Origin of the sequence: Bartonella tribocorum, assembly GCF_002777915.1 — a bacterium.
In the GTDB taxonomy this organism is placed as follows: Bacteria; Pseudomonadota; Alphaproteobacteria; order Rhizobiales; family Rhizobiaceae; genus Bartonella; species Bartonella tribocorum_A.
This window is the reverse complement of the sequence record NZ_NJGE01000034.1, coordinates 1-22460: the sequence shown is the minus strand read 5'-3', so window position 1 is coordinate 22460 and position 22460 is coordinate 1. Positions and strand designations below refer to the sequence as shown.

18 protein-coding genes and 1 pseudogene are annotated in these 22460 nt (G+C 38.6%); 18 read left to right on the top strand and 1 reads right to left on the bottom strand.

The genetic code is table 11. The annotated features are described in order from the left end of the window. The 3 genes from CER18_RS08975 to CER18_RS08965 form a co-directional block, all read left to right on the top strand. The coding region (locus tag CER18_RS08975) for a DUF4043 family protein (protein ID WP_143242722.1) at nt 1-250 on the top strand (250 nt) is incomplete at its 5' end. Between the two features lie 22 nt (nt 251-272). Continuing rightward, entirely contained in the window at nt 273-653 is a 381-nt protein-coding gene (locus CER18_RS08970; protein WP_100129654.1) for a hypothetical protein, read from the top strand. An 11-nt stretch (nt 654-664) separates the two neighbouring features. Then, on the top strand, nt 665-1045 hold the full coding sequence (locus CER18_RS08965; protein WP_100129653.1) for a hypothetical protein: 381 nt from the start codon (nt 665-667) through the stop codon (nt 1043-1045). Between the two features lie 34 nt (nt 1046-1079). On the opposite strand, the gene CER18_RS08960 is transcribed toward CER18_RS08965, so the two are convergent. Beyond that, a complete protein-coding gene (locus CER18_RS08960; RefSeq protein WP_100129652.1) occupies nt 1080-1364 on the bottom strand; it encodes an addiction module antidote protein in 285 nt (94 codons plus the stop codon). 39 nt (nt 1365-1403) lie between these two features. Here CER18_RS08960 and CER18_RS08955 point away from each other — a divergent pair, with 39 nt between their 5' ends. From CER18_RS08955 to CER18_RS08890, 15 genes and pseudogenes are all read left to right on the top strand, one after another. Then, nucleotides 1404-2072, top strand: a complete 669-nt coding sequence (locus CER18_RS08955) for a hypothetical protein (protein WP_180299421.1) — start codon at nt 1404-1406, stop codon at nt 2070-2072. Between the two features lies 1 nt (nt 2073). Further along, entirely contained in the window at nt 2074-3531 is a 1458-nt protein-coding gene (locus tag CER18_RS08950; protein WP_100129650.1) for a hypothetical protein, read from the top strand. Next, complete coding sequence (locus tag CER18_RS08945) at nt 3531-3956, top strand: hypothetical protein (RefSeq protein WP_100129649.1); 426 nt, start codon at nt 3531-3533, stop codon at nt 3954-3956. Before CER18_RS08950 ends, CER18_RS08945 begins: the two co-directional genes overlap by 1 nt. Before the next feature lies 1 nt (nt 3957). Further along, nucleotides 3958-4881, top strand: a complete 924-nt coding sequence (locus tag CER18_RS08940; RefSeq protein WP_100129648.1) for a hypothetical protein — start codon at nt 3958-3960, stop codon at nt 4879-4881. Between the two features lie 39 nt (nt 4882-4920). Further along, a complete protein-coding gene (locus tag CER18_RS08935) occupies nt 4921-6357 on the top strand; it encodes a hypothetical protein (RefSeq protein ID WP_100129647.1) in 1437 nt (478 codons plus the stop codon). 3 nt (nt 6358-6360) lie between these two features. Then, complete coding sequence (locus CER18_RS08930) at nt 6361-8175, top strand: hypothetical protein (protein WP_245410085.1); 1815 nt, start codon at nt 6361-6363, stop codon at nt 8173-8175. Beyond that, nucleotides 8159-8374: a hypothetical protein gene (locus CER18_RS10600; protein WP_245410084.1), complete on the top strand. Its 216-nt coding sequence runs from the start codon at nt 8159-8161 to the stop codon at nt 8372-8374. Before CER18_RS08930 ends, CER18_RS10600 begins: the two co-directional genes overlap by 17 nt. Nucleotides 8375-8584: 210 nt before the next feature. Then, a complete protein-coding gene (locus CER18_RS08925) occupies nt 8585-9751 on the top strand; it encodes a tyrosine-type recombinase/integrase (RefSeq protein ID WP_100129646.1) in 1167 nt (388 codons plus the stop codon). Between the two features lie 208 nt (nt 9752-9959). Next, nucleotides 9960-10160 (top strand): helix-turn-helix transcriptional regulator, encoded by a 201-nt coding sequence (locus CER18_RS08920; RefSeq protein ID WP_100129645.1) that lies wholly within the window; start codon nt 9960-9962, stop codon nt 10158-10160. Between the two features lie 97 nt (nt 10161-10257). Continuing rightward, nucleotides 10258-11142: a DUF7146 domain-containing protein gene (locus tag CER18_RS08915; RefSeq protein WP_100129644.1), complete on the top strand. Its 885-nt coding sequence runs from the start codon at nt 10258-10260 to the stop codon at nt 11140-11142. Continuing rightward, on the top strand, nt 11139-12755 hold the full coding sequence (locus CER18_RS08910) for a YfjI family protein (RefSeq protein WP_100129643.1): 1617 nt from the start codon (nt 11139-11141) through the stop codon (nt 12753-12755). Before CER18_RS08915 ends, CER18_RS08910 begins: the two co-directional genes overlap by 4 nt. Before the next feature lie 545 nt (nt 12756-13300). Then, nucleotides 13301-18229, top strand: coding sequence for a DEAD/DEAH box helicase (locus tag CER18_RS08905; protein ID WP_100129642.1), 4929 nt, complete (start codon nt 13301-13303; stop codon nt 18227-18229). Nucleotides 18230-19814: 1585 nt separating this feature from the next. Continuing rightward, nucleotides 19815-20612 carry a hypothetical protein gene (locus CER18_RS08900; protein ID WP_100129655.1) on the top strand — a complete coding sequence of 266 codons (798 nt, stop codon included), beginning with the start codon at nt 19815-19817 and terminating at the stop codon, nt 20610-20612. Between the two features lie 84 nt (nt 20613-20696). Next, complete coding sequence (locus CER18_RS10765) at nt 20697-21860, top strand: hypothetical protein (protein WP_100129641.1); 1164 nt, start codon at nt 20697-20699, stop codon at nt 21858-21860. A gap of 98 nt (nt 21861-21958) precedes the next feature. After that, nucleotides 21959-22460, top strand: a pseudogene (locus tag CER18_RS08890) (hypothetical protein); the annotation flags it as partial.

The following is a 22460-nucleotide window of genomic DNA, read 5'->3' as shown; positions in this document are numbered from 1 at the left end:
AGTAAAGAGTGTTCGTCGTGCGGTGTTCTTAGGAGCACAGAGTGCGATTATAGGCTTTGGGAAAAATCACAGTGCAACGAATTATACGCTTGAGGAAGAATATTTTGATTATAAACGTGAACTTGGCGTATGCGCCAAGACATTAATAGGAATGAAGAAAACCCGTTTCCAAATGCCAAATAGTGCGCAAACAGCCCAAGATTTTGGAACGATTGTTATTCCCACCTACAGTGGGGAAGCCGCGGCGTAAGCATTAAGGAGGAAAACAAGACATGGCAGATCATTTACCACCTCCTTTACAAGGGAGAAATCTTCACACCCAACAGGTAAGCTTTTTGCGGTTAAATATCTCACATAAAGAGAAGCGTCTTACAGAGAAAGTAGGGATATTGCCTCGTGGCGCTTTGATCACTTCCATTAAAGCGTTTGTGAAGACAGCGTTTTCTGAGGCGAAGTTAAAGATTGGCAGTACCTATGGGGGTAGCGAATATAGCGAAAAAGATATCAAAGCCCAAGGAACACAGGATTTTACACCAACAGATCAAAAGGTTTTTGCTCCAGAGGATAAAGAGATGACCCTTTATGCAACACGAGATAAAACCACAGATGCTGGTGAATGTGTTGTGGTCGTGCAATTCGTAACAAATCATTAAGGGGATAAGACATGGCAGATCATTTACCACCTCCATTGCAAGGGAGAAGCCTTCATACGCAGCAGGTAAGCTTTTTGCGTCTTAATTTTAGCCATGAAGATAAAGAAAACGCGATGAGAATAGGCATCTTGCCTCGTGGTGCTTTAATAACTTCGATTAAGGTGTTTGTTAAGACGGCGTTTTCGGACACGAAAGTTAAGATAGGCAGTACTGCTGGCGGGAATGAATTTGGCGAAGCAGAAATCAAACAACAGACAGTTAAAGAGGTTAAGCCTACCAATCAAAAGGAGTTTGTTCCTTATGATAAAGAGCTTACTCTCTATGCTAAAGCAGACAAAACGGTCCAAGCCGGTGAAGCAAGTATCGTCGTTGAATTCGTAACCAATCACTAAAATTGAGAGGAGGTATCTATTAACGCCTCTCAATTTATGAAGTAGAAGATTGTACAGAGAGTTGTAAATTAAGGGCAGATAAGACAGCAACTAAAGTAGAAAGCTTGGGGTCACCCGTTTTACTTAAGGAGCGATATAATCCACTGCGTTCGCGATTGGTTTCTTTTGCTAAAGCACGCATATTTTGAGAGCGAGCAACGATACCAATGGCATCGGCTATATGAGCAGCATCACCAGTTTTGAAGGCTTCATTTAAAAAGAATTCTTGAGATTCTGGAGTTGTGAGGTGTTTTTCAAAGTTAAAGGTTTTCAATTTCATTTTTAAGATCCTCTAAAATAGATAAGGCTTTTTGGACCAATACCGGCTAGTCAAAATGTTTATCGTCATAGAAAAACGCTTTCACACCTTGTGTCTGTTATTCAAGATGAGATTGATGACATTACGGACGAGTATGTAGCACAAATCCAAGAAAGTATTTTTGCTGCTATTCGTTTTTGTGAGAGAGAAAGTTTTTACTTTAACGAAAGCCGTGATGTGGTGTTTGAAACACGGGCAGGGAAAGGTGTCTATGATGCAACGGACACYCRCCATATYGAAACAGCTGTYAAAATAAGGAGCGTTTATCTTYGTTCTGATCYACATCATAAGATTGAATTAGAGCRCAGGAGTSCTTTTTCTCTAGAGGCTTCGTTGTCATCAGAGMAGCAAGGAACACCGGTTTGTTACAGTTATTTTGATAGGAAATTGCATCTTTATCCCACACCGGATAGAGCATATCAAATTCAACTCATCCTCTCTCCACAACGTTTATTAGAGGTAGAGAGTGTTGATGAAGAGCACCCATGGTTTGTGCATGGATTTGACTTGATCAAAGCACGTGCAAAATATGAATTGTACAAGAATATTCTTAAAGATCCCGATTGTGCAACGGCTGCTTACAATGACTTTACCGAACAGTTGCATGAATTGCGTGCAGAGACGTCCAAACGTCATAACGTCACACGCATAATTCCAACGGATTTCTAAAATGGTTTATTTTCCAATCGCTGATTACCGCCCCGATGTTTCAGTCGTCAATGGTAGCTTTACGGATACACTTGTGAATGTTTTACCGGCAGATGGCTGTTACATTCCGATGCCTAGTGCAATGGTTGTGTCTCATCCTTTGGAAGAAAAGCCTTTGGGGTGYATAGCGTTTCGAAGTGGYAATGGKGTTAAGATWATCGTAGGGGGAGCCAAAAAGCTTTATAGTTATGATAGTCAAACGAAGGGTTGGAAAGATATTAGCCAAAGTGGTGTRAYSTATCAAGCAAATGARGAKAATMAATGGTCCTTTGCGTTGTTTGGCGAATCCATTATTGCGGTAAACAAAAATGATAAACCGCAARTTYTCAAGGTTCGTAGTTCTGAACGGTTTGAAGAATTAGGAGGCAATCCACCGAAAGCAGGATTGGTCAAGGTTTGGGGCGATTTTGTTTGTTTGATGCAATTGACAGATCATCCCAATCGCATTCATTGGTCGGGTTTGAATGACGCAACTCATTGGACGGTAGGTGATAAAGATTGTTATTATCATAATTTTAATGATGGAGAATATGTGCAAGGTGCGACAGAATCGAGCAATCCACTCGTTTTTTTGCGTTCTGCTATTTATGCTGGTTGTTTTACGTTAGGCTCTAAGGTTCCTTTTATTTTTCAAAAACTTCAAGACAAGCGCGGGGCGCGCAGTGCAGCCTCTATAGCTTGTCGAGGGAGTGATGCTTTTTTTGCTGGTGATGGTGGCTTTTATCAGATGAGTGCTGATGGTCAATTTTTGCCAATAGGCTTTGAGAAAGTTGATAGAACGGTTTTTAAAAGCTTTGATAAGTTTGCTCTTGATGAGATGCAAGGAGTGATAGACCCCATTGATAACCGGATTTACTGGTCTTTAAAGAGAGGTAATAACGAGCAAACGACCTTTGTTTATGATTGGGRATTACAGAAATGGTCGACGATACAGGGAAAGCCTTTCACATTGTTTYCCGTATTTACGACAGGTTATACTTTAGAACAGTTAGATGAGATCTCGATCAATCTTGAGTCCTTGCCKGCTTCTTTAGACAGYCCCCGTTGGCAAAGTGGCGCTCCYATGCTTGGTGCTTTTGATGAAAACAATCGTCTTGTTATGTTTACAGGGGCGCCCATGGAGGCAACGGTTGTTTCGCAAGAGATGGGGGCACCGGATGGAAGTTTTAACTTTATCACGAAGATGTTTGCAGAAGTTGATACGACGCAAGGTCTTTTAAGTATCGGAGAACGTCGTCTTCGCGATCATCAGACACCGATCACATGGCATAAAGAGAGAGAATGTTCTTATGCTACAGGTGCTTATCACGGTCGTTCGCGCAATCGTTATCACCGCTTTAAATTGCGTATTCCTGAAGGCGTTCATTGGAACCATATTACGGGATTTAATGTTGATTTACGTCCTTTAGGCAGAGGGTAATGGCAAAAGTCTATTTGACCACGTCTTGGGATATGGAGCGTATAGCGCCTTATCTAGAGGAAATTATTGCGTCATTTCGAGGGTATGTAGAGCGTTTCAAACATGAAATGACGTTGCAAGATCTTATTGAAGCCATTTGCACGGGGAAAAAACAGTTATGGCTTGTTTTGGATGATAACGAGCGCTTTTTAGCGGCTGTTACAACCCAGATACAACAGACAGTTTTAGGAAAGAAGCGCGCACTGATTTGTGAATGTAGTGGGAAGGGTGTTCTTGATCAAGTTGACAATTTGCAGGTTGCAGAGGATTGGGCGCGTGAGAATGGCGCTTTTGAGATAGAGATTTTAGGGCGTTTGGGTTGGAAACGTGCTCTGAACAAACAAGGTTATGGCATAGATATGCTTTATTATAGGAAGGAATTGTGACATGGGGAGCCAAACACCCTCAACGACAGAACAGAAGCAGGTGCAGACAAGTGCACCTCCTTCTTGGATGGCAGATGTATTTAAGCGTGGTGGTAGGGATGCGTATAATCTATATAATATAGGGGCGGGTGGTAATGTTTATGGCGGTCCTCGTGTAGCGCCATTAAGTGATCAGACGCTCTATGGAATTGGTGGTCTTGGAAGTATTCCTAACCATTATCAAAATCGCTCTTTGATGAATACAATTTACAATCCGACATCATCAATGATGAATCTTCGACATATAGCTTCTGGTGGTATGATGGGAGAAAAATCGTATTTCAAACAAGCACTTCAAGAAGCATTAGATGATTCAGACACTCAAATTAACAGATATTTCTCAGGGATTGGTCGTTATGCAACTCCTGATCACAGAGAGGAAGTGCGGAAAGGAAGAGATTCTATCTACGCGCGTGCTATGTTAGAGCAATATAATCGTGATGCGGACCGCATGATGCAAGCCAATGCCATGATAGACCAAGCCAATCAAAATCAATTGGGAGCCTCCAATAACTTCTTACAAGGTTATGGGAATGCCTATTCCAATGCCATACAGGGTGGTGGTGTGCTTGATGCTCACAACCAGAGAGTTGTTGATGCTAATCGTGAACGTTGGCTGGAGCAAGACAATAGCGATTGGAATAGGTTGAATATGCTTATGAACGCTGGTCATGGCTTTGCAAGGAATTACGGTACGACAACGAATAATAATACAGCTTCGATGATACAAGGTAATAGCCCATGGAAAAATGCAGGAACTATAGGTTCTATGGCACTTCAAGTAGCACCAATGGCTTTTGGTTACATGGCAGGTGGTCCAATGGGAGCAGCATTGGCAGCAGGAGCCCCTTATGCTTTTTTAGATTACATGAATAAGAAACAATAGCTGTATAATCATTAAAGAATAGTTTTTTAGGAGAATGTGATGGCAGTTCCATTATTATTTGCAGGTTCTATGGCAGCGAGAGCTGCGCCTCATATTTTTAGATATATTGCTCCCAAAGCGGTTACAGGGGCGAACAGATTGGGACAATTAATAACAAAGAACCCCGTGGGGAAATTCGTAACAAGGAATCCCAAATTCAGTGCATTGATGGCTGGTGGGTCAGCCATTGAAAGTATGATGACACCAGAGAAAGCACATGCTCCAACCCCCCCCTATTTACAGAGTATGCAGAATCCATATGGACCATTTATGCCCTATACGGCTCCTAGAGCGGAGATGCCTCTAGGAGTTGATCAACAGCCACCTATGCCAAATGCACTGGAGGCTTCTCCACAAGAACTTAAAACTCATGTTAATGAACAAATGCAACCATTAGCGCCGGCATCTCCAACACCACCTTCTGAACCGACAGATTTAGATAAGTTTTTACAGTCCAATAGTTATAAGTTTTTTCAATCAGATGCGTATCAGAAGCTCAAAGATCTTTTTGCAGGTATGGCAGAATCTTCATCAGACGGTTCAGGATGGGATGCGCTTGCAAGTGGTGTGAAGCGTCTTAATGAAGGCGATAAACAAAGAGGGCAGGTTAACCAGACCGTCGAGTATCTGAAGTCTAAAGGTTATAGTGAAGAAGAAGCGCGGTTTATGGCACGTAATCCTCAAATGCTTAGTGCGATGCTAACAGGTGGTGATACTCCTAAGTTAATTCAGGGGTTTCAATGGTATACCAATCCAGAGACTGGTGAACGCGAAATGAGACCGGTAAAGGGGTCTCCACAAGAACTTGAGTATAATCAAAAACTACAAGAACAGAAAGAATGGGAGGGTAGAAGGATAAGAAATATGTTTGCCACAAAACAGCAGTTGAGAGCTGGCTTGAATGATCTGAAAGCTGCTTTTGAACTCCTTGATAAAGGTAAATCTAACGCGTTTGTGCGGTGGCTCACGCAAGGAGTTGGAGCAGGTGAAGGGTACAGATTAAAAAAATTATTGGAGGGCATTAGAGGAAGTGTTCTAAAGACGGTATTTGAGAATCTAAAATCGATGAGTTCTAACGGAACAGTAGGAACTGGTCCTATATCAGATTTTGAAAGTAAAGCGCTGTCATCAATGTTTGGTTCTTTAGATGTTGGGCGTAAGAAAGAGGAATTAGAGAATACTTTTGAAATAATTAAAACAGCATTTGATTTTTTCAATAGGTATAATGATCTTCAACTGTACAACGCATTAACAGGTCAGCCTATAGATACGCCTCAAGAAATTTCTGATAAATATTTTGTAGATTCACCGATGTCACAAGGGGATTGGGAAAATGCACCAGTAGTGAATAATACAAAAGAAGCTAATAAACTTCCTTCTGGAACAAAGTTTATCTTAAACCACAATGGTATTAAATATAAAGCTGTTAGGGGATAGATTATGCCTTATTATAAGAATACTGATAGGGAGTCTTTTCCAGATTTTGGCCCTAGCGTGAAGATTATTCAACGTATTATGGATGATGAATATGAGAAGTTAAGAGGAGAAACACTACCAGACTTTGGTCCTAATATAAAAATTATTGGACGTATTTCTGATGATGAATATGAAAAGTTTGGAGAGTACGAAACATCATTCCAACATCCCGAAATCACGCAAAGTGAAGCTTTTTGGAACTCTTTAAAGCATGGYTTGAGTTTTAATTTAGATGATGAGATTGCAGGGATTACAGTGGCAGGACGTGATTCTGATGATGATTGGGCAATACCGGCTTTTGTGAAGGGGTTTATCAACTATTGGAGTGGAGATAAGCAATCCAGAGAGAAATATGAGAAAGAAGCCAATAGAATACGTGATTATTATCGCAGGATGGCTGATCAACATTATTGGACTTCTTTTGCAGGAAATGCTTTAGGGGCGGCAATTCCTTCACTTGCAACTTTAGGGACAGGAGCGTTAGCCTCAGGAGCACGCTTTGTAGCTCCTACACTTGCAAATAGTCTTGCAGGGTCAAAGTTAGGTCAATTGTTCTTAAAAGCAGGTCAGTTACCACCAAGTCGATTTGCAAGTCCTTTTTTAGGCATCACGAACAAAACAACATTGCCTCATTTACTTAAAGTCGGTGCAGCATCTGGTGCATTACATGGTGCAGGAGAAGGGGAAGGACTTGGGAATACGCTTACAAGTACAGCAGTTGGTGCAGGTTTAGGAGCGGCAGGGACAGCCGTTGGAAGTGCTTTAGGTCATTTGGCTGGTTCTACTGTTGGTGGAATAAGAAGACTTTTTTCTCCTTCTCATAAGAAAGGTGTTGCAACAGACACGTTAAGAGCAATCAGTAAACATTTAGGTAAGGAGGCGTCTGAAGAGCTAAGAGAATCTGTTAAGAATGCAGTTCCTACCGATTACATAGCTGATCATAGTCCTTTTTTACAGGATCTTGTTTTTGATATCGCGAAAAGAAACCAAGGGGCTTATCTTGATTTAACCAAAAGAGCTAAGCAGAGAGCGCTGGAAGGAGGGGAGCGTATTCATCAAGCTGCTGATGAACACTTTGTTCCTCGTCAAAATATTACAGGCTTAGAAGGTGATCTTACCGCGAGTAGGGAAGCAGCATCTCATACTCTTTACGAAATAGCTAAGAAGACTCCGATAGGAGAAAAATATTATGGCGCTCTTAATGAATTAATGAAGCGTCCATACTTCAAACAAGCTTATGATGAAGGACTAAAGCGGTTTATTACGGATGGCAACAACGTTAGTCCGTTTTCTTCTCAAAAATTTAGTCTCCTTAGAGAGAAACCAAATATGGGGGCTCTTCATAAGACTAAGGAGGTCGTCGATTTAATGATAAGGACGGAAAAGAAACAAGGAGATAATAGCCAAGTTCGCAGTTTAGTCGGTATCAAGAAAAAATTATTAGAGCTTATGGATGATATCTCGTCTGAATATAAGAAAGGGCGGGCATTGTATCATCAATATAGTTCCCGTATAGACGCCATGGATGAAGGTTCAAAAATCCTTAGCAAGGCAGTTAATAAGGATGAATTCAGTAAAATCTTTGATGAATTATCAGAGGGATCACAGGAATACTTTAAAAAGGGRTCAAGGGCAGAACTTTTACAGGGCATGGGGCAAACAGGAGATAAAGTCTCCAAGGCAAAGGAGATTTTTGATACGGATGATTTATATGAACGATTTGCAAAAATTTATGGAGCCGATAAGGCTTCTTCTGTTAAAAATGTCCCAACGGATTGAAAAAGATGTTGTCAAATTGTTAACAGGGGGGACACAGATTCCGAATGATAAAATTGTAAAGCTCATTCAAGATATGATTAAAGTGCAAGAAAAGGGATACGCTACAAAAGAATGGGTGAAAAAGCTATCTGCTGCTTTGTTTGGGGGTGGAGGGAAAGCCTTAACAGAGGAATTGAATGTACTGAGTGCATTTGAATAAGGGAAGAGATTTAAGCTATGACCCGTTCTAGTCCTTCAAGATATTGATTTATAATGATAATTCACTGTTTTGYATRTTGAATGAGAGTCTCGAATAWCGTARGATTCTCTCRTTTCAAAGCTGTTTATCTTGAATCAATCAAAACTACTCATTTGCACATAACAAGTGGGATGAGTGTGGGGATCAAATTTGTATAAGAAAGGAGTAAAAATGGTCCTTATGAATCGTCTTAATGCAAGATCTGTCGCAACATTGGGGGCTGGCAAATATAATGATGGTGCCGGCTTGCTTCTTCATAAGCGTAAAGATGGAGGTGCTCAATGGATTTACCGTTATACCATTCATGGGCGCCGTCGTGAAATGGGATTGGGAGCTTTGAGAGATGTTTCTTTGAAACAAGCCCGTGAATTGGCAACTGGGTGGCGCTCTGTTTTACGCGAAGGTCGTGACCCCATTAAAGAACGCAACAAACAAAAGTGTGAAGCAATAAGCAATCTCCATTACTTAAAAGATATTGCCGTGGATGCTTTTGAAAGTCGTAAAGCTGAACTCAAGAATGATGGTAAAGATGGAGATTGGTTTTTACCATTACGCCTTCATATTCTCCCTAAATTAGGCTGTCTGCCGGTTTCTGAGATTACGCAAACAGAGATACGCAATACACTTGCCCCTATTTGGCATACAAAAGCTGGAACAGCGCGTAGAGCTCTCATTCGTCTCAATCTTTGTCTCAAACATGCGGCTGCCTTGGGATTAGATGTTGATTTACAAGCAACAGAAAAAGCACAAGCTTTATTAGGTAAACAACGCCATAAAGTCACAAACTTACCTGCAATGGATTGGAGAGATGTACCGGCTTTTTATAAAACACTTTGCCAAAAAGCAACCCTAACACAACTAGCTTTGCGTTTGCTTATTCTGACAGGCGTTCGTACTAATCCTTTGCGTTATATCCATAAAGATCAAGTTGAGGGGGATATATGGACAATCCCTGCTGAAAATATGAAAGGAAGACGGGATGCTACAACAGAATTTCGTGTGCCTTTATCATCAGAGGCATTAGACATTTTAAAACAAGCGCGCCTTTTATCACGCAATGATTTCTTTTTTTCTGCAACTGGTCGCGGTCCTCTTGCTGAAAAATGTATGTCACACTATATGCAACAGACTGGACTAAACGCATGCCCCCATGGATTTCGCTCTAGTTTACGCAATTGGCTCGCTGAAACAACCGATGCGCCCTATGAGGTTTCTGAAACCATTCTAAGTCATACGGTAGGAGGACAAGTAGAGCGTGCCTATCGTCGGACTGACTATTTAGAACAGCGCCGTGTCTATATGGATAAATGGGCGGCTTATGTCACCGGTCAATCTTAAGATATGGGGTGAATAACCCCATGATCTGTGGATAACTTTAGCTCTCTTTTCTCTCATTCGCTCTCAATAAGACTCATAAATTATCACATGAGAATTTATATGATAAAATATTGTTTTCTATAAATAAAATGCCTTCAAAAATGAACCAAAATGTGCTTAATAAATAGGCATGATTTGGTTCTATTTTTTATTATGAAAGGATTTTAGAATGACAGAAAATGATATTCTTTTAACAGACCGTGAAAGTGCAAAATTGCTTCATATGAGTGTCTCAACTTTCCGCCGTCATGTGACCAATGGCTCTCTCCCAAAACCTTTAAAATTTGGTTTTTTATCCCGTTGGTTACAATCGGATCTTTTGAATGTCATCGAACAAGCGAAACAGCAACGTCAAAGTGACGTGGCATAAAAAAACCTTGTCACGTAAGGACGGACAAGGCTTTCTCAAACTCATCACCTTAAAGCTAGCACAATCCGTCCTGTGACGCAATGTTATAGGATTTAAAATGATGTGTTCTTTTAAGAATGCGCAAGGTATCACACGTGCCTTGCGTGGTACTTGGCATGGGCGTTATGGACTTGCTCATTGCCCCGCTCATGATGATAGGCTGCCTAGTTTATCTATTTCTAATGGACATGATGGGCGTCTTTTACTCTATTGTTATGCTGGTTGCTCTTTTAGAGAGATCATACAAGCGCTTATTAGAATTGGGTTGCTTGGAAAACAAGCTTATGCTCATACGCTTTCTTTCTCAAAACAGTTTTGTGCTGATCTCAAACGAGTAAAACAGAAAGCAGAGAGAGCAAAAGCAATTTGGCAACAAAGCCAACCAATCAAAAATACTTTAGCAGAAACCTATTTACGCATGCGTGGGATCACATGTGACTTATCTCCTTATTTACGCTTTCATAGCAAATGTCCACACCCCTCTGGGGGTACACTGCCCGCGTTGATTGCTCTTGTTAAGGGGGCTGGTTCCTTTGCCATTCATAGAACCTTTTTAAAAGACAATGGCTGCAAAACAGATCAAAAACCAGCAAAAGCCATGTTGGGATCTGTAACGGGTGGCGCGGTGCAATTAAGTCAAGCCAATCCAAAACATCTGGTCATTTGTGAAGGCATTGAAACCGGTCTGGCTTTGCTGTCTGGGTTGTTAACAGAGCCCGTGAATTTATGGGCGTCCCTTTCAACCCATGGCATGATGCGTGTGAATTTACCCAAAACCAAAGCCCGTCTCACCATTGCAATGGATGGTGATGAGGCTGGTCATAAAGCAGGTTTTAACCTCGCTGCGCGCGCTTATAGACAAGGCTTTGAGGTTTTTATCATGCAAGCCCCCTACGGTCTAGATTTCAATGATGTTTTGATACTGAAAGGTATAAATAAATGAGAGAGAATAACAACAATATTGTCGATACCAACAATCAAAATGTTTCATTCAATGATAACGACAATGGCTCTTTAAATGATAAGACTTGTTTAGAAGCCATTCCTTATAAGCAAGCATTGCAACAAAACGGTTGGGGCGAAATAAAGCCTATCACGGCGGCTCTCTTACCCGTCGAGCCTTTTAGCTTATTACAGTTGCCAACGCCATTAATGAACTATGTTTATGACGTTGCGGATAGCCAACAAGCCCCTATGGATTTTATTGCTATCTCTGCTCTCTGTGCCTTGGCTGCTGTTATTGGCAATGGCGTGCGGGTTGCCCCAAAACAACATGCCAATTGGAAAATTGTTCCTAATCTCTGGGGTGTCATTGTGGGGGAACCTTCGACCATGAAAACAGGTACCATGGACGCTGCTTTAGAACCTCTTTATGCCTTTCAAGATGAATGGCATCAAGAGTGGGTAAAGAAGAAAAAACAGCAAGAAACAAAAGAGATTCTTAGTGAATTAGATAAACGAGAAAAGAAAAAACAAGCCTATAAAGCACTCAAAGATCATGATGAAGAACAAGCCCTTGCTCTTCTTTCACAAGCTCTTGAACACAAAGAAAATGAGGAAGATGACAGTTCTATAAAACGACGTCTTATCGTCAATGATGTGACCGTTGAAAAGCTTGGGGAACTCTTAAAAGAAAACCCCCGTGGTCTCTTGTTGGTTCGTGATGAATTAGCTGGTTTTTTATCTAATCTGGCTAGAAAGGAATATCAATCAGACCGTTCTTTCTATCTAACAGCTTTTAATGGCAATAAGTCTTACACCTATGACCGTATAGGACGGGGAACCATTTTTATTCCCAATGCAACTGTCTCTATTATAGGGGGTATTCAACCTGCACGTATTATTCCCATTATTCAAGACATGCACCGCGGAATAAACGATGATGGTCTTATGCAACGGTTTCAAATGCTGATCTTTCCCGATGAACGACAAGAGCAGTTATGGGTTGATAGACCTCCCAATAAAGAGGCATGGGAAAGTTATCAAGGGGTTTTTCGTTCTCTTTATGATAAACCATTAGGATCACCAAAATATCCGATAACTATACGCTTTTCTGCCGAAGCCCAAGAAATGTTTCGTGAATGGTGGGAAGATTTTCAGAAAAGAATAAAGAATGGTCATTTCTCATCAAGTTTAAAAGCACATCTTTTGAAAATGAATCAAACCATACCAACCCTTGCGTTGATTTTTGAACTGGCTGATGGTGGGCGTTTTGAAATCAATAGAGATGCCCTTGAAATAGCCTTGCGATGGGAAAAATATTTGTTAAGTCATGTCAAAAGGCTTTATGCGGCGGCGGATAGCTTAGCAACAGAGAGTGCAAAATTAATTGTCGAACGTTGTGATTGTTTACCCGATGTTTTTACAACAAGGGATATTTATAAACGTGATTGGAAATGTTTCAAAGATAATGGAGCCGTTAAGCAAGCTTTAGAGCTTTTATGCCGTTGTAACTATATTCGTGAAATCTCTGGAGACAAGAGCTCACAAGGCGGTCGCCCTACCATACGCTATGAATGGAATCCCTTAGTGACAAGCCATAAAACATCACACTGAGGCAATTTGGAAATCTTATAGAACATTAACAATATAACAGTGAACTCTTCAAAGCACTCCCCATTATGAGTTTTGGGGGTGCTTTTTGTACGTATTATTTTATTTTTTTAAACAAAAATAAAAGTTATTATATTTCAATATGTTAATGTTTTAAAGAAACAACCTATATTAAATATAATCCGTAAATACAATCTATAATATATATAAAAAGGGGTTTTGTAGGGGTTTTGGGGGTTTTAAGAACCTACAAAACCTCTCTATAAAATTTATCAAAATACTTATTCTGATATCTTAAAGCACATAGTGCATTTGTCTTTTTTATCATAAAACGAATAGCAAATTTCACTATTTTGCTGATCTTATCCCATGTCATGGGCTGTTGATAAACAACCTTAAAAACCTCTTTTTAAGCAGTTTGTGGGTCTTTAGCATCCTTTTTTTATTTTACTATTGCTATTTATTTTAAATAGATCTAGCAAATTCCATTTAGAGTTTTTTTGATACAAATAGATCAACACTTATAAAGCGGTGGAGTTTTATTATAAATGCTTCAATCTCATACCAAACCACTGACATTACGCTCTCTCTTACAATCCTACCGTGATCATACAGAAAGTGCGCGCGATAGAGGAACTTCTTTTGAAAAGTTTGTTATTGCTTATTTGACGCAAGACCCTCTACAAAGGCAAGAATATGAGAAAGTCCAAACCTATAAAGATTGGGCATGGGAACATGGTTGGGATGGTACTGATATTGGCATTGACTTAGTAGCAAAAATTCGTGATGAAGATGGATATGCTGCCATTCAATGTAAGTTTTATAGTGCAAATCATCAAATCAAGAAAGAAGATATTGATAGCTTTATTGCGGCATCTGGAAAAGCACCATTTACCCGTCGTATTCTTATTGATAGCACCGAAATAAACTGGAGTAATAATGCCGATCTCACCTGTGAAGGACAAGAGGTTCGTATTCAACGGATTAATCTTTTTGATCTGGAAAATAGTCAAATCGATTGGTCAATCTTTGAAAGCAGAGGGAAAGCTACTCTTAAGAAAAAAGAACAAAAAAATCTTTTAGATCATCAAAAAGAAGCCCTTAAAGCTGTTTGTGAGGGTTTACAAGTAGCAGACCGTGGCAAGCTTATTATGGCATGTGGAACGGGAAAAACCTTTACTAGTCTTAAGATAGCAGAACACATAGCAGGTCAAGGCAAGCGTGTGTTGTTTCTCGTACCTTCTCTTTCTTTAATGTCCCAAACGATAAGAGAATGGACACTCGATACACAAGTTCCGTTGCGTTCCTTTGCCGTGTGTTCGGATACACAAGTTGGCAAGCGTCGTAAAGCCAAAGATGATGCTGCTGAACTCGATGTTTCGGATCTCGCTCTACCAGCAACAACAGATGCTCAAAAGCTTGGAGAAAAAGCCAATAAGACTTCTCCTGATGTGATGACCGTAGTGTTTGCTACTTACCAATCAATCCAAGTGATTTCGGATGCTCAAAAAGAGCATAGATTACCCGAATTTGACCTGATCATTTGTGATGAAGCACACCGTACCACTGGAGCTGTATTAGGAACAGACAAGAGTGAATCTGAGTTTATCAAGGTTCATGATAACGGCATCATTCGAGGTAAAAAACGTCTGTACATGACAGCAACACCTCGTATTTTTAGTGACCATGCTAAAAAGCAAGCCAATGAGATTGATGCCGTTCTGGCTTCTATGGATGATGAAGAGCTTTATGGAAAAATCCTTTATTCTTATAGTTTCTCCCATGCTGTAAAAAATGGACTTTTAACGCCTTACAAGATTATCGTTTTAGGTGTTGATGAAGGAGAAGTGAGTAAATCTATCCAGCATCTGATGACAGATGAGAATTATGAACTTATTCTTGATGATAGAACAAAGATCATGGGTTGTTATCAAGCTCTTACCAAAATGGATCTGAAAATTGATCTTGGGGATGATACAAGACCCATGCATCGGGCTTTGGCTTTTTGTAGAGATATTGATACTTCTGAACGCATATGTAGAACATTCAACGATGAAGAAGTTAAGAAAGATTTACGTGATCTTCATGAAAACCATAAAAATATCCCCCCTCTTAACTGTCAAGCAGATCATATTAATGGAAAATCTGGTGCCAAAAACCGTACGATAAAACTTGATTGGTTGAAAGAAGATGCGGGTGAGAATGTCTGCCGTATATTAACCAATGTACGCTGCCTTTCAGAAGGTGTTGATGTTCCTTCCCTTGATGCGGTTATGTTTTTACACCCGCGTAAAAGCCAAGTGGATGTGATACAGGCGGTAGGACGTGTGATGCGTCGTGCAAAAGGCAAAAAAATGGGCTATATCATTTTGCCAGTTGGTGTGCCTGCTGGTGTTTCACCAGAAGAGGCATTGAAAAACAATAAGAGATACAGTGTTGTCTGGCAAGTTCTCAATGCTTTGCTTGCCCATGATGAGAATTTTAGTAAAACCCTTAACCAGATGGTTTTAGGGCAAGATGTAAGCTCTATCATCGACATTGTTACAGTTTCTAAAAAGACTGAATTAGAGAATGTCACCACGGTTATTGACGAAATTTCGCTACATGAAAAATCGGAAAAATCCGGACTTCATATTGGGAGACAAGCTCATGAACCACATCACACATATGAAGTGCAAGGAAGATTACCCTTTTTTGTTGAGTTTCCTAATGCTCTCAAAACACTAATTGTTAAAAAATCTACCATGAGTGATTATTGGGGTATTTGGGCGAACAATGTTGCTGAGATTGCACAAAACCATATCACACGCCTTCAAACTATGCTTTCTGATCAGACAAGTAAAGCTTATCATGCCTTTGATTCGTTTTATAAGGAATTAAAAAACAACTTAAACAGTGAAATAAAACAAGAGGAAGCCATTGAGATGTTAGCACAACATCTCGTCACGCGTCCCGTGTTTGAAGCCTTGTTTGAAGGCAATGAATTTGTACAGAACAATGCCATTTCTCAAGCAATGGAAAAAGTCTTAACAGAACTCGATAAAACCAATATCGAGGAAGAATCCAAGGAATTACAAGAGTTTTATGACAGCGTAAAGTTCCGAGCCTCTGGGATTACCGAACCCCAAGCAAGACAAAACCTTATTATCAAACTCTACGAGGATTTCTTTTCCAAGGCATTTAAAAAAACCACGGATAGACTTGGGATTGTTTATACGCCCGTTGAGGTTGTTGATTTTATCATTCATTCTGTTGATGATGTGTTGCGCAATGAGTTTGGCAAAAGCTTGGGGTCACGGGGTGTCTCTATTCTTGACCCTTTCACTGGAACGGGTACCTTTATCACACGGCTTTTACAATCAGATCTCATCAAACCAGAGGATATGGAATATAAATTCCGAAATGATATCCATGCTAATGAGATTGTTTTGCTTGCCTATTACATAGCAGCGATTAACATTGAATCGACTTATCATAGTCTTATGAAAGGGAATTATATTCCTTTCAAGCATATTGGTTTGACTGATACATTCCGGATGCTTGAAGAAAAAAACCTGCTACAGGAGTTGTTTAAAGAAAACAGTGAATATTTAGAACATCAAAAGAAACTGGATATCCAAGTTATTTTTGGTAATCCCCCTTATTCTTTTGGTCAAAGAAGTGAGAATGATAATAATCCGAATACATCTTACCCCATATTAGATGAACGTATCCGTGAAAAATATATATTGAAATCAACAAAAATTATAAATCGGAACAAACTTTATGATAGTTATATCCGTGCCATTCGTTGGGCTAGTGACCGTATTGATAATGCTGGGGTAATCGGCTTTGTCACAAATGCAAGCTTTATCAATGGAAGTTCTATGGATGGTTTACGCAAGTGCCTTGTTGAAGAATTTAGCAGCCTTTATATTTTCCATTTGCGTGGTAATCAACGAACCTCTGGAGAAATTTCTCGTAAAGAAGGTGGTAAGATTTTTGGTGAAGGTTCTCGTGCTCCCATTGCTATCTCTATTCTCGTAAAAAATCCAAATGCACAGCAGCATGGAAAAATATATTTTCGTGACATTGGAGACTATCTCAATAGAGAAGAAAAGCTCACGATAATTGAAAAATTTAGGAGCATTGATGGCATTACACGAAATAAAAAAGGTTGGCAAATAATTACACCAGATAAACATGGTGATTGGATAAAGCAAAGAGTTGCTGATTTTGATCAATTCATACCTATGGGGAATAGGAATACCCCAATAGATGCTAAGTTATTTGAGGAAGTATCGCTTGGTATAAAATCAACTCGTGATTCTTGGGTTTGTAATTTTTCGAATAACGCACTAAGTACCTCTATTCAAAAAACGATTAAATTTTTTAATGAACAAAAACGTCTTGTTACTGAAAACCCATCTATATCAGTAAAAAATATTATTGATTATGATGCTACCAAAATTAGTTGGACGGATACTCTTATTTCTCGTTTAAAACGTGGAGATGATGCAATCTTTGAACCCCATCTAATAGTTCCTGCTCTCTATAGTCCGTTTGTAACAATGTGGCATTATACATCATCATTTCTTAATGACATGTTAGGACAAACACATCAGTTTTTTAATCCAGATATGCCTGATAATCTTGGGATTTGTGTTTCGGGCATAGGAAATCGATCAGATTTTTCATGTCTCATGACAAATAAACCAATTAACTATGCTACATTAGAAACAGCAAGATGCTATCCGCTTCTATTATGTTCTAATTATAAAAAAACTCACGACCATAGCTTATTTACTGCAGATGCACAAAAGAAAGTTCGTGATGCCATTACTGATGAGGGGGTAGCGCATTTTAAATCGGCTTATCCTAATGAGACTATAACAAAAGAAGACATCTTTTATTACGTTTACGGTCTTTTGCATTCGGAAGATTATCGTGCCCGTTATGCGGATAATTTATGTAAAGAATTGCCTCGTATCCCTTGTGTAAAGAGTGCTGATGATTTTTGGAAGTTTGTAACAGCAGGACGTGAACTGGGTCATTTGCACGTGAATTACGAAAGCATAGAACCTTATCCTGTGACCTTTAAAAAGGGTAATCCAAAAGTTACAGAAATTTCTAATCCTGAGAAATTCTATTATGTAACTGAAATGAAATTCGCAAAAGCAGCTAAAGAGAAAGGAAAATCCGAAAAAGATAAATCAACTGTTATTTATAATAGCAATATTACCATAACAGATATCCCTCTTGAAGCTTATGAGTATATCGTCAATGGTAGACCCGCTCTTGAATGGGTTATGGGGCGTCAATGTGTTAAGACCGATAAAAAGAGTGGCATTGTCAATGATGCCAATCGCTATGCTGTTGAAACCGTTGGAAACCCTGCCTACCCTCTAGAATTGTTTCAAAGGGTTATTACCGTAAGTTTAGAAACCATGAAAATCGTTAAGAATTTACCAAAATTAGAAATAAGAGAAACTGAATAACTTATAAAGCATGCTCACATAATGGGTATGATAAACTCACAAGGGGTAAAAGGTCTTATACCTATAGGTTCTATACCCCTTTATACATTGCTTACATACAATCTTTAAAAGGAGTGTTTATATGCGTTATTCTAAAAAGAAATCATTTGCACTTTTAGATACTCTCATTTGGATTGCTTTAAGACTTTTAAGAAATCCCATCTTAAATAAAATTAGATTTTTTTACATTGCCTTTAAAAGATTATACCGTAATCTCAAATGAGTGCTTTATTGTTATCAAAAGCTTTGTTTAAAGAGAGTTATATTCATTTTCTTATATTACTTATAGGTTTTGAAGGTTTCTCAAACCCTCAAAATACCTTCAAAACTCCTCTAAATATATATCATAGATTGAATTTATGTATTGCGTCTAATATAGATTGTATTTTTAAGATATTAACCTATTGAAATATAATAACTTTTATTTTTGATTGAAAAAAATATATAACGGGGAGTAAAAGGAACCCTCAAAATCCTCGAAACTCATAACTATAATGATCTTGATAGCATCTCTTATGAGTTACAAGCTATCTTTTGAAAAGCTTTAAAGGATCACATGCTTTTTATAAAGCACGTTGTAATCATTCTCTAAATCATAAGGTTATCATTCAAAAGAACTGATTAAAATTCATAAAAGGGATTTTAATAACGTAATCAGTTTTTAATTTCATACGCTTTTCATAAGACACGTGTTAATCACTCACTAGAAATATAATTTTATCTTTTAAAAAGAACTAATCAAAATAACAAAAGCCTATTAAAAGGGACTTTGCTAATCTCTATAATTATCAATCTCTCTTTAGATATTTTCATAACAGTCTATAAATCGCAATTATCCTATATCCTATTTATCGTTTCTCTTATGAAAATGCAAAATGATGCCATGGCTATAAAGCATATAACAGCTATAGAGAATGCATAAAAACAGCAAGGTTTTATAATCATAATGCAAATGAAAACATTGGTTATAAAGACCATCTCTATAAAAGCAGTTAAGTTGCAAATATGTTATAAACAAAATTCACAAAAAAATTAAAATTCATTTAGTGAAAAAATTGATAGGTTATAAAGCTAAAAACACGCATTATGAGAGCGTTTTTAAATATTATAAATGTATAATTCAAAACAGAACGCAATCGTTTCATAAAGCCTATAATATAGCTTTAAACGCATATAAATATAAAAGAAGCAATTCATAAGCATAAGATATTATCAATACACAATGCATTTAAAAAATACAAAAAAATATCAAAAAAGATAAAATATTAATTGACAATAAATACGTATTTTGTTATATAAGTAATCAAGTGATGAAAACACTTAAACCGTAAGCGGATAGGTTACGAAACAGCCTCTCCCATGTCTTTAAAATACTGGCTATCTTTTATGCTTTTGTTAGTATATGAGAATTTTGTCGGGTGTGGTTATGCCATACAATACCCATTTGTGGGAAAAGCATAACAACGGACTTACGGCCGTGTTTTCAACGCCCGATGCTCTTATAGAGTGTCAAGTGAAAACGTTATTAATCCGTAAGGTTTTAAATATGACAAATATCTCAAAAAACACCCCCGTTAATAAGAAAAAAACATCTCCAAAATATGAACTTACTAATGAAACCCGCGTTGTTAACGGCGTGACTTTACACCGCATTAAAGCTTTAAGAGATTTTGATGATGTTAAAGCTGGCGATCTAGGCGGTTTTATTAAAGATGAGAGTGATCTCTCTCATGATGGCAATTGCTGGGTCTATGATGATGCTATGGTTATCCAAGCAAGCGTTTCCGAAAATGCAAAAATACGCAATAATGCCTGTGTTGTGAATTATGCGAGGGTTTATGGTAATGCCGTGATTAGTGATAAGGCATGGGTTTTGAGTGATAAAGCACATGTTTATGACAATGCAATCATTAATGGCAATGCAAAAATTGGTGGCTATGTTTTTGGCAATGCCGTTGTGAGTGATAATGCCGTTATTACGGAGGGGGCTCTTATTTACGATAACGCCCGTGTTTATGAAAATGCTCAAGTGAGTGGGCTTGTGTTTAATGATGCCCATGTCTATGGAAAATCACGCCTTGCTACGTGGTCAAAAGCTTATGGTAATGCTCATGTTTTTGATAAGGCTATAGTTTATGGCGGTAGCAATATTTATGACAATGCCAAGGTTTCTGGCTCGGCGCGTGTTGGTCCCTGTGCAAACATTCACGATAATGCTCATGTGAGTGGCAAGGCTCAAATTTGCCAATTTACAACGATTTATGGCAATGCGGTGCTTAAAGAAAATAAGAAATTTTCTGAAGATGTCTGTGGTTTTGATCAGGATATAAATAACGCTGCGTAAATAATGGCGCGGGCGCGGCGGGGGCGCCCCTCCTTTCAAATTCTTCATTCAAAATTTAATCTTCTTTTATAAAGGAATTGTGCTATGCAAAAAAAGTTTGCACTCACAAATGAAACGCGTGTATTTGGTAATCATACCCTTTATCGTATCCAAGCATTAAAAGACTTTGCTGATGTTAAAGCAGGGGATCTAGGCGGCTTTATTGAAAAGGAAAGTAACTTATCACATGATGGTAATTGCTGGGTAGCTAATGAGGCTTGTGTTTATAATAATGCTCTTGTTTCTGATAATGCTACTGTTTTTAATTATGCTCGTGTTTTCGATAACGCAACGGTTTGTGATAATGCAAAGGTATTTGATTTTGCTAGTGTTTATGACAATGCAAAAATACATGATAATGCCTTGGTTTTTGGATATGCTTTTGTTTACAAACATGCTCGTGTTTTTAATAACGCCGCTGTATGTGATAAGGCTGTTATAAGAGACAATGCAAAAGTCTATGGGAATGCTTTTATTAATTGGTATACACGTATTGAAGACAATGAAACGATTAATCTTGCATCTCAAATTTCTGATGACGCTTGTGTCTCTTTACCTATAACAAAAAAATACGAATTTACGAATGAAACGCGTTGTGTGGCTGGTCATACTTTACACCGCATTAAAGCCATTAGAGATTTTGATGATGTAAAGACTGGTGATTTAGGTGGTTTTATCGAAAAGGAAAGCAATCTCTCTCATGATGGCAATTGCTGGGTCTATGATAACGCTACCGTTTTTTGGGAAGCTGTCGTTTCTGACAATGCAAAAATACATGATAATGCTTGTATTAATAGAAATGCTAAAGTTTATGGCAATGCCGTTGTTAATGATGATGCATGGGTTTTTGGTGCAAATGCTCATGTTTATGGCAATGCAAAAATTAATGACAATGCTATCGTTCGTGGTCAAGTTTATGACAATGCCTTTGTTTGTAATAAAGCTAATATCGTTTTTGATGCAAAAATCTCTGATAATGCGAAAATTGCTGATAATGCTTATGTAAAGGGCTTTGTTTATGGCAATGCAAAAATATTAGGCTCTGCTCGTATTGATTGGGCTGCTCATGTTTACGATAATGCCGTCGTTTCTGACAATGCATATGTTTGTTACTTAGTAAAAATCTTTGGCAATGCTATAGTTGATGGCAATCAAAAAATTTATGATGATATTGGTAATAATAACAAAACCATAAATGAAGCTGCTTAAATAAAGAATGGGCGCGGCGGGGGCGCCTGCTTTCTAAATAAATTTTCCATTTCAAATTTTATCAAACGTTTATCACATTAGATTGTGAGGGTATCCCTATGTGCAAAAAATACGAATTAACCAGCGAAATCAAAAAAATCAAACATGCACTTACTCGAAATATTACAAGCCTTTATCGCATTCGGGCTTTAAGAGATTTTGATGATATAAAAGCGGGTGCTTTAGGCGGTTTTATTGAAAAGGAAGTTAACCTATCCCATGATGGCAATTGCTGGGTGTATGATGACGCTTGTGTCTATGGTCATGCCCGTGTTTATGATGATGCAAAAATACGCCATTATTCTCAAGTCTGTGGTCTCGTTTATGGCAATGCTGAAGTCTATGGTAAGGCTTTTATCTCTCAATATGCAAAGATTTATGATCAGGCTTGTGTTTATGGGAGTGCTCATGTGTATGGCAATGTTTATGGCAATGCTCATGTGAGTGGTGCTGCCCGCGTTCTTGCTGATGCTCATATTTATGACCATGCGCATATTTCTTATGATGCTACGGTTTTTAGTTATGCACGCGTCTATGGTCATGCTAGGGTTTGTGGCTCTG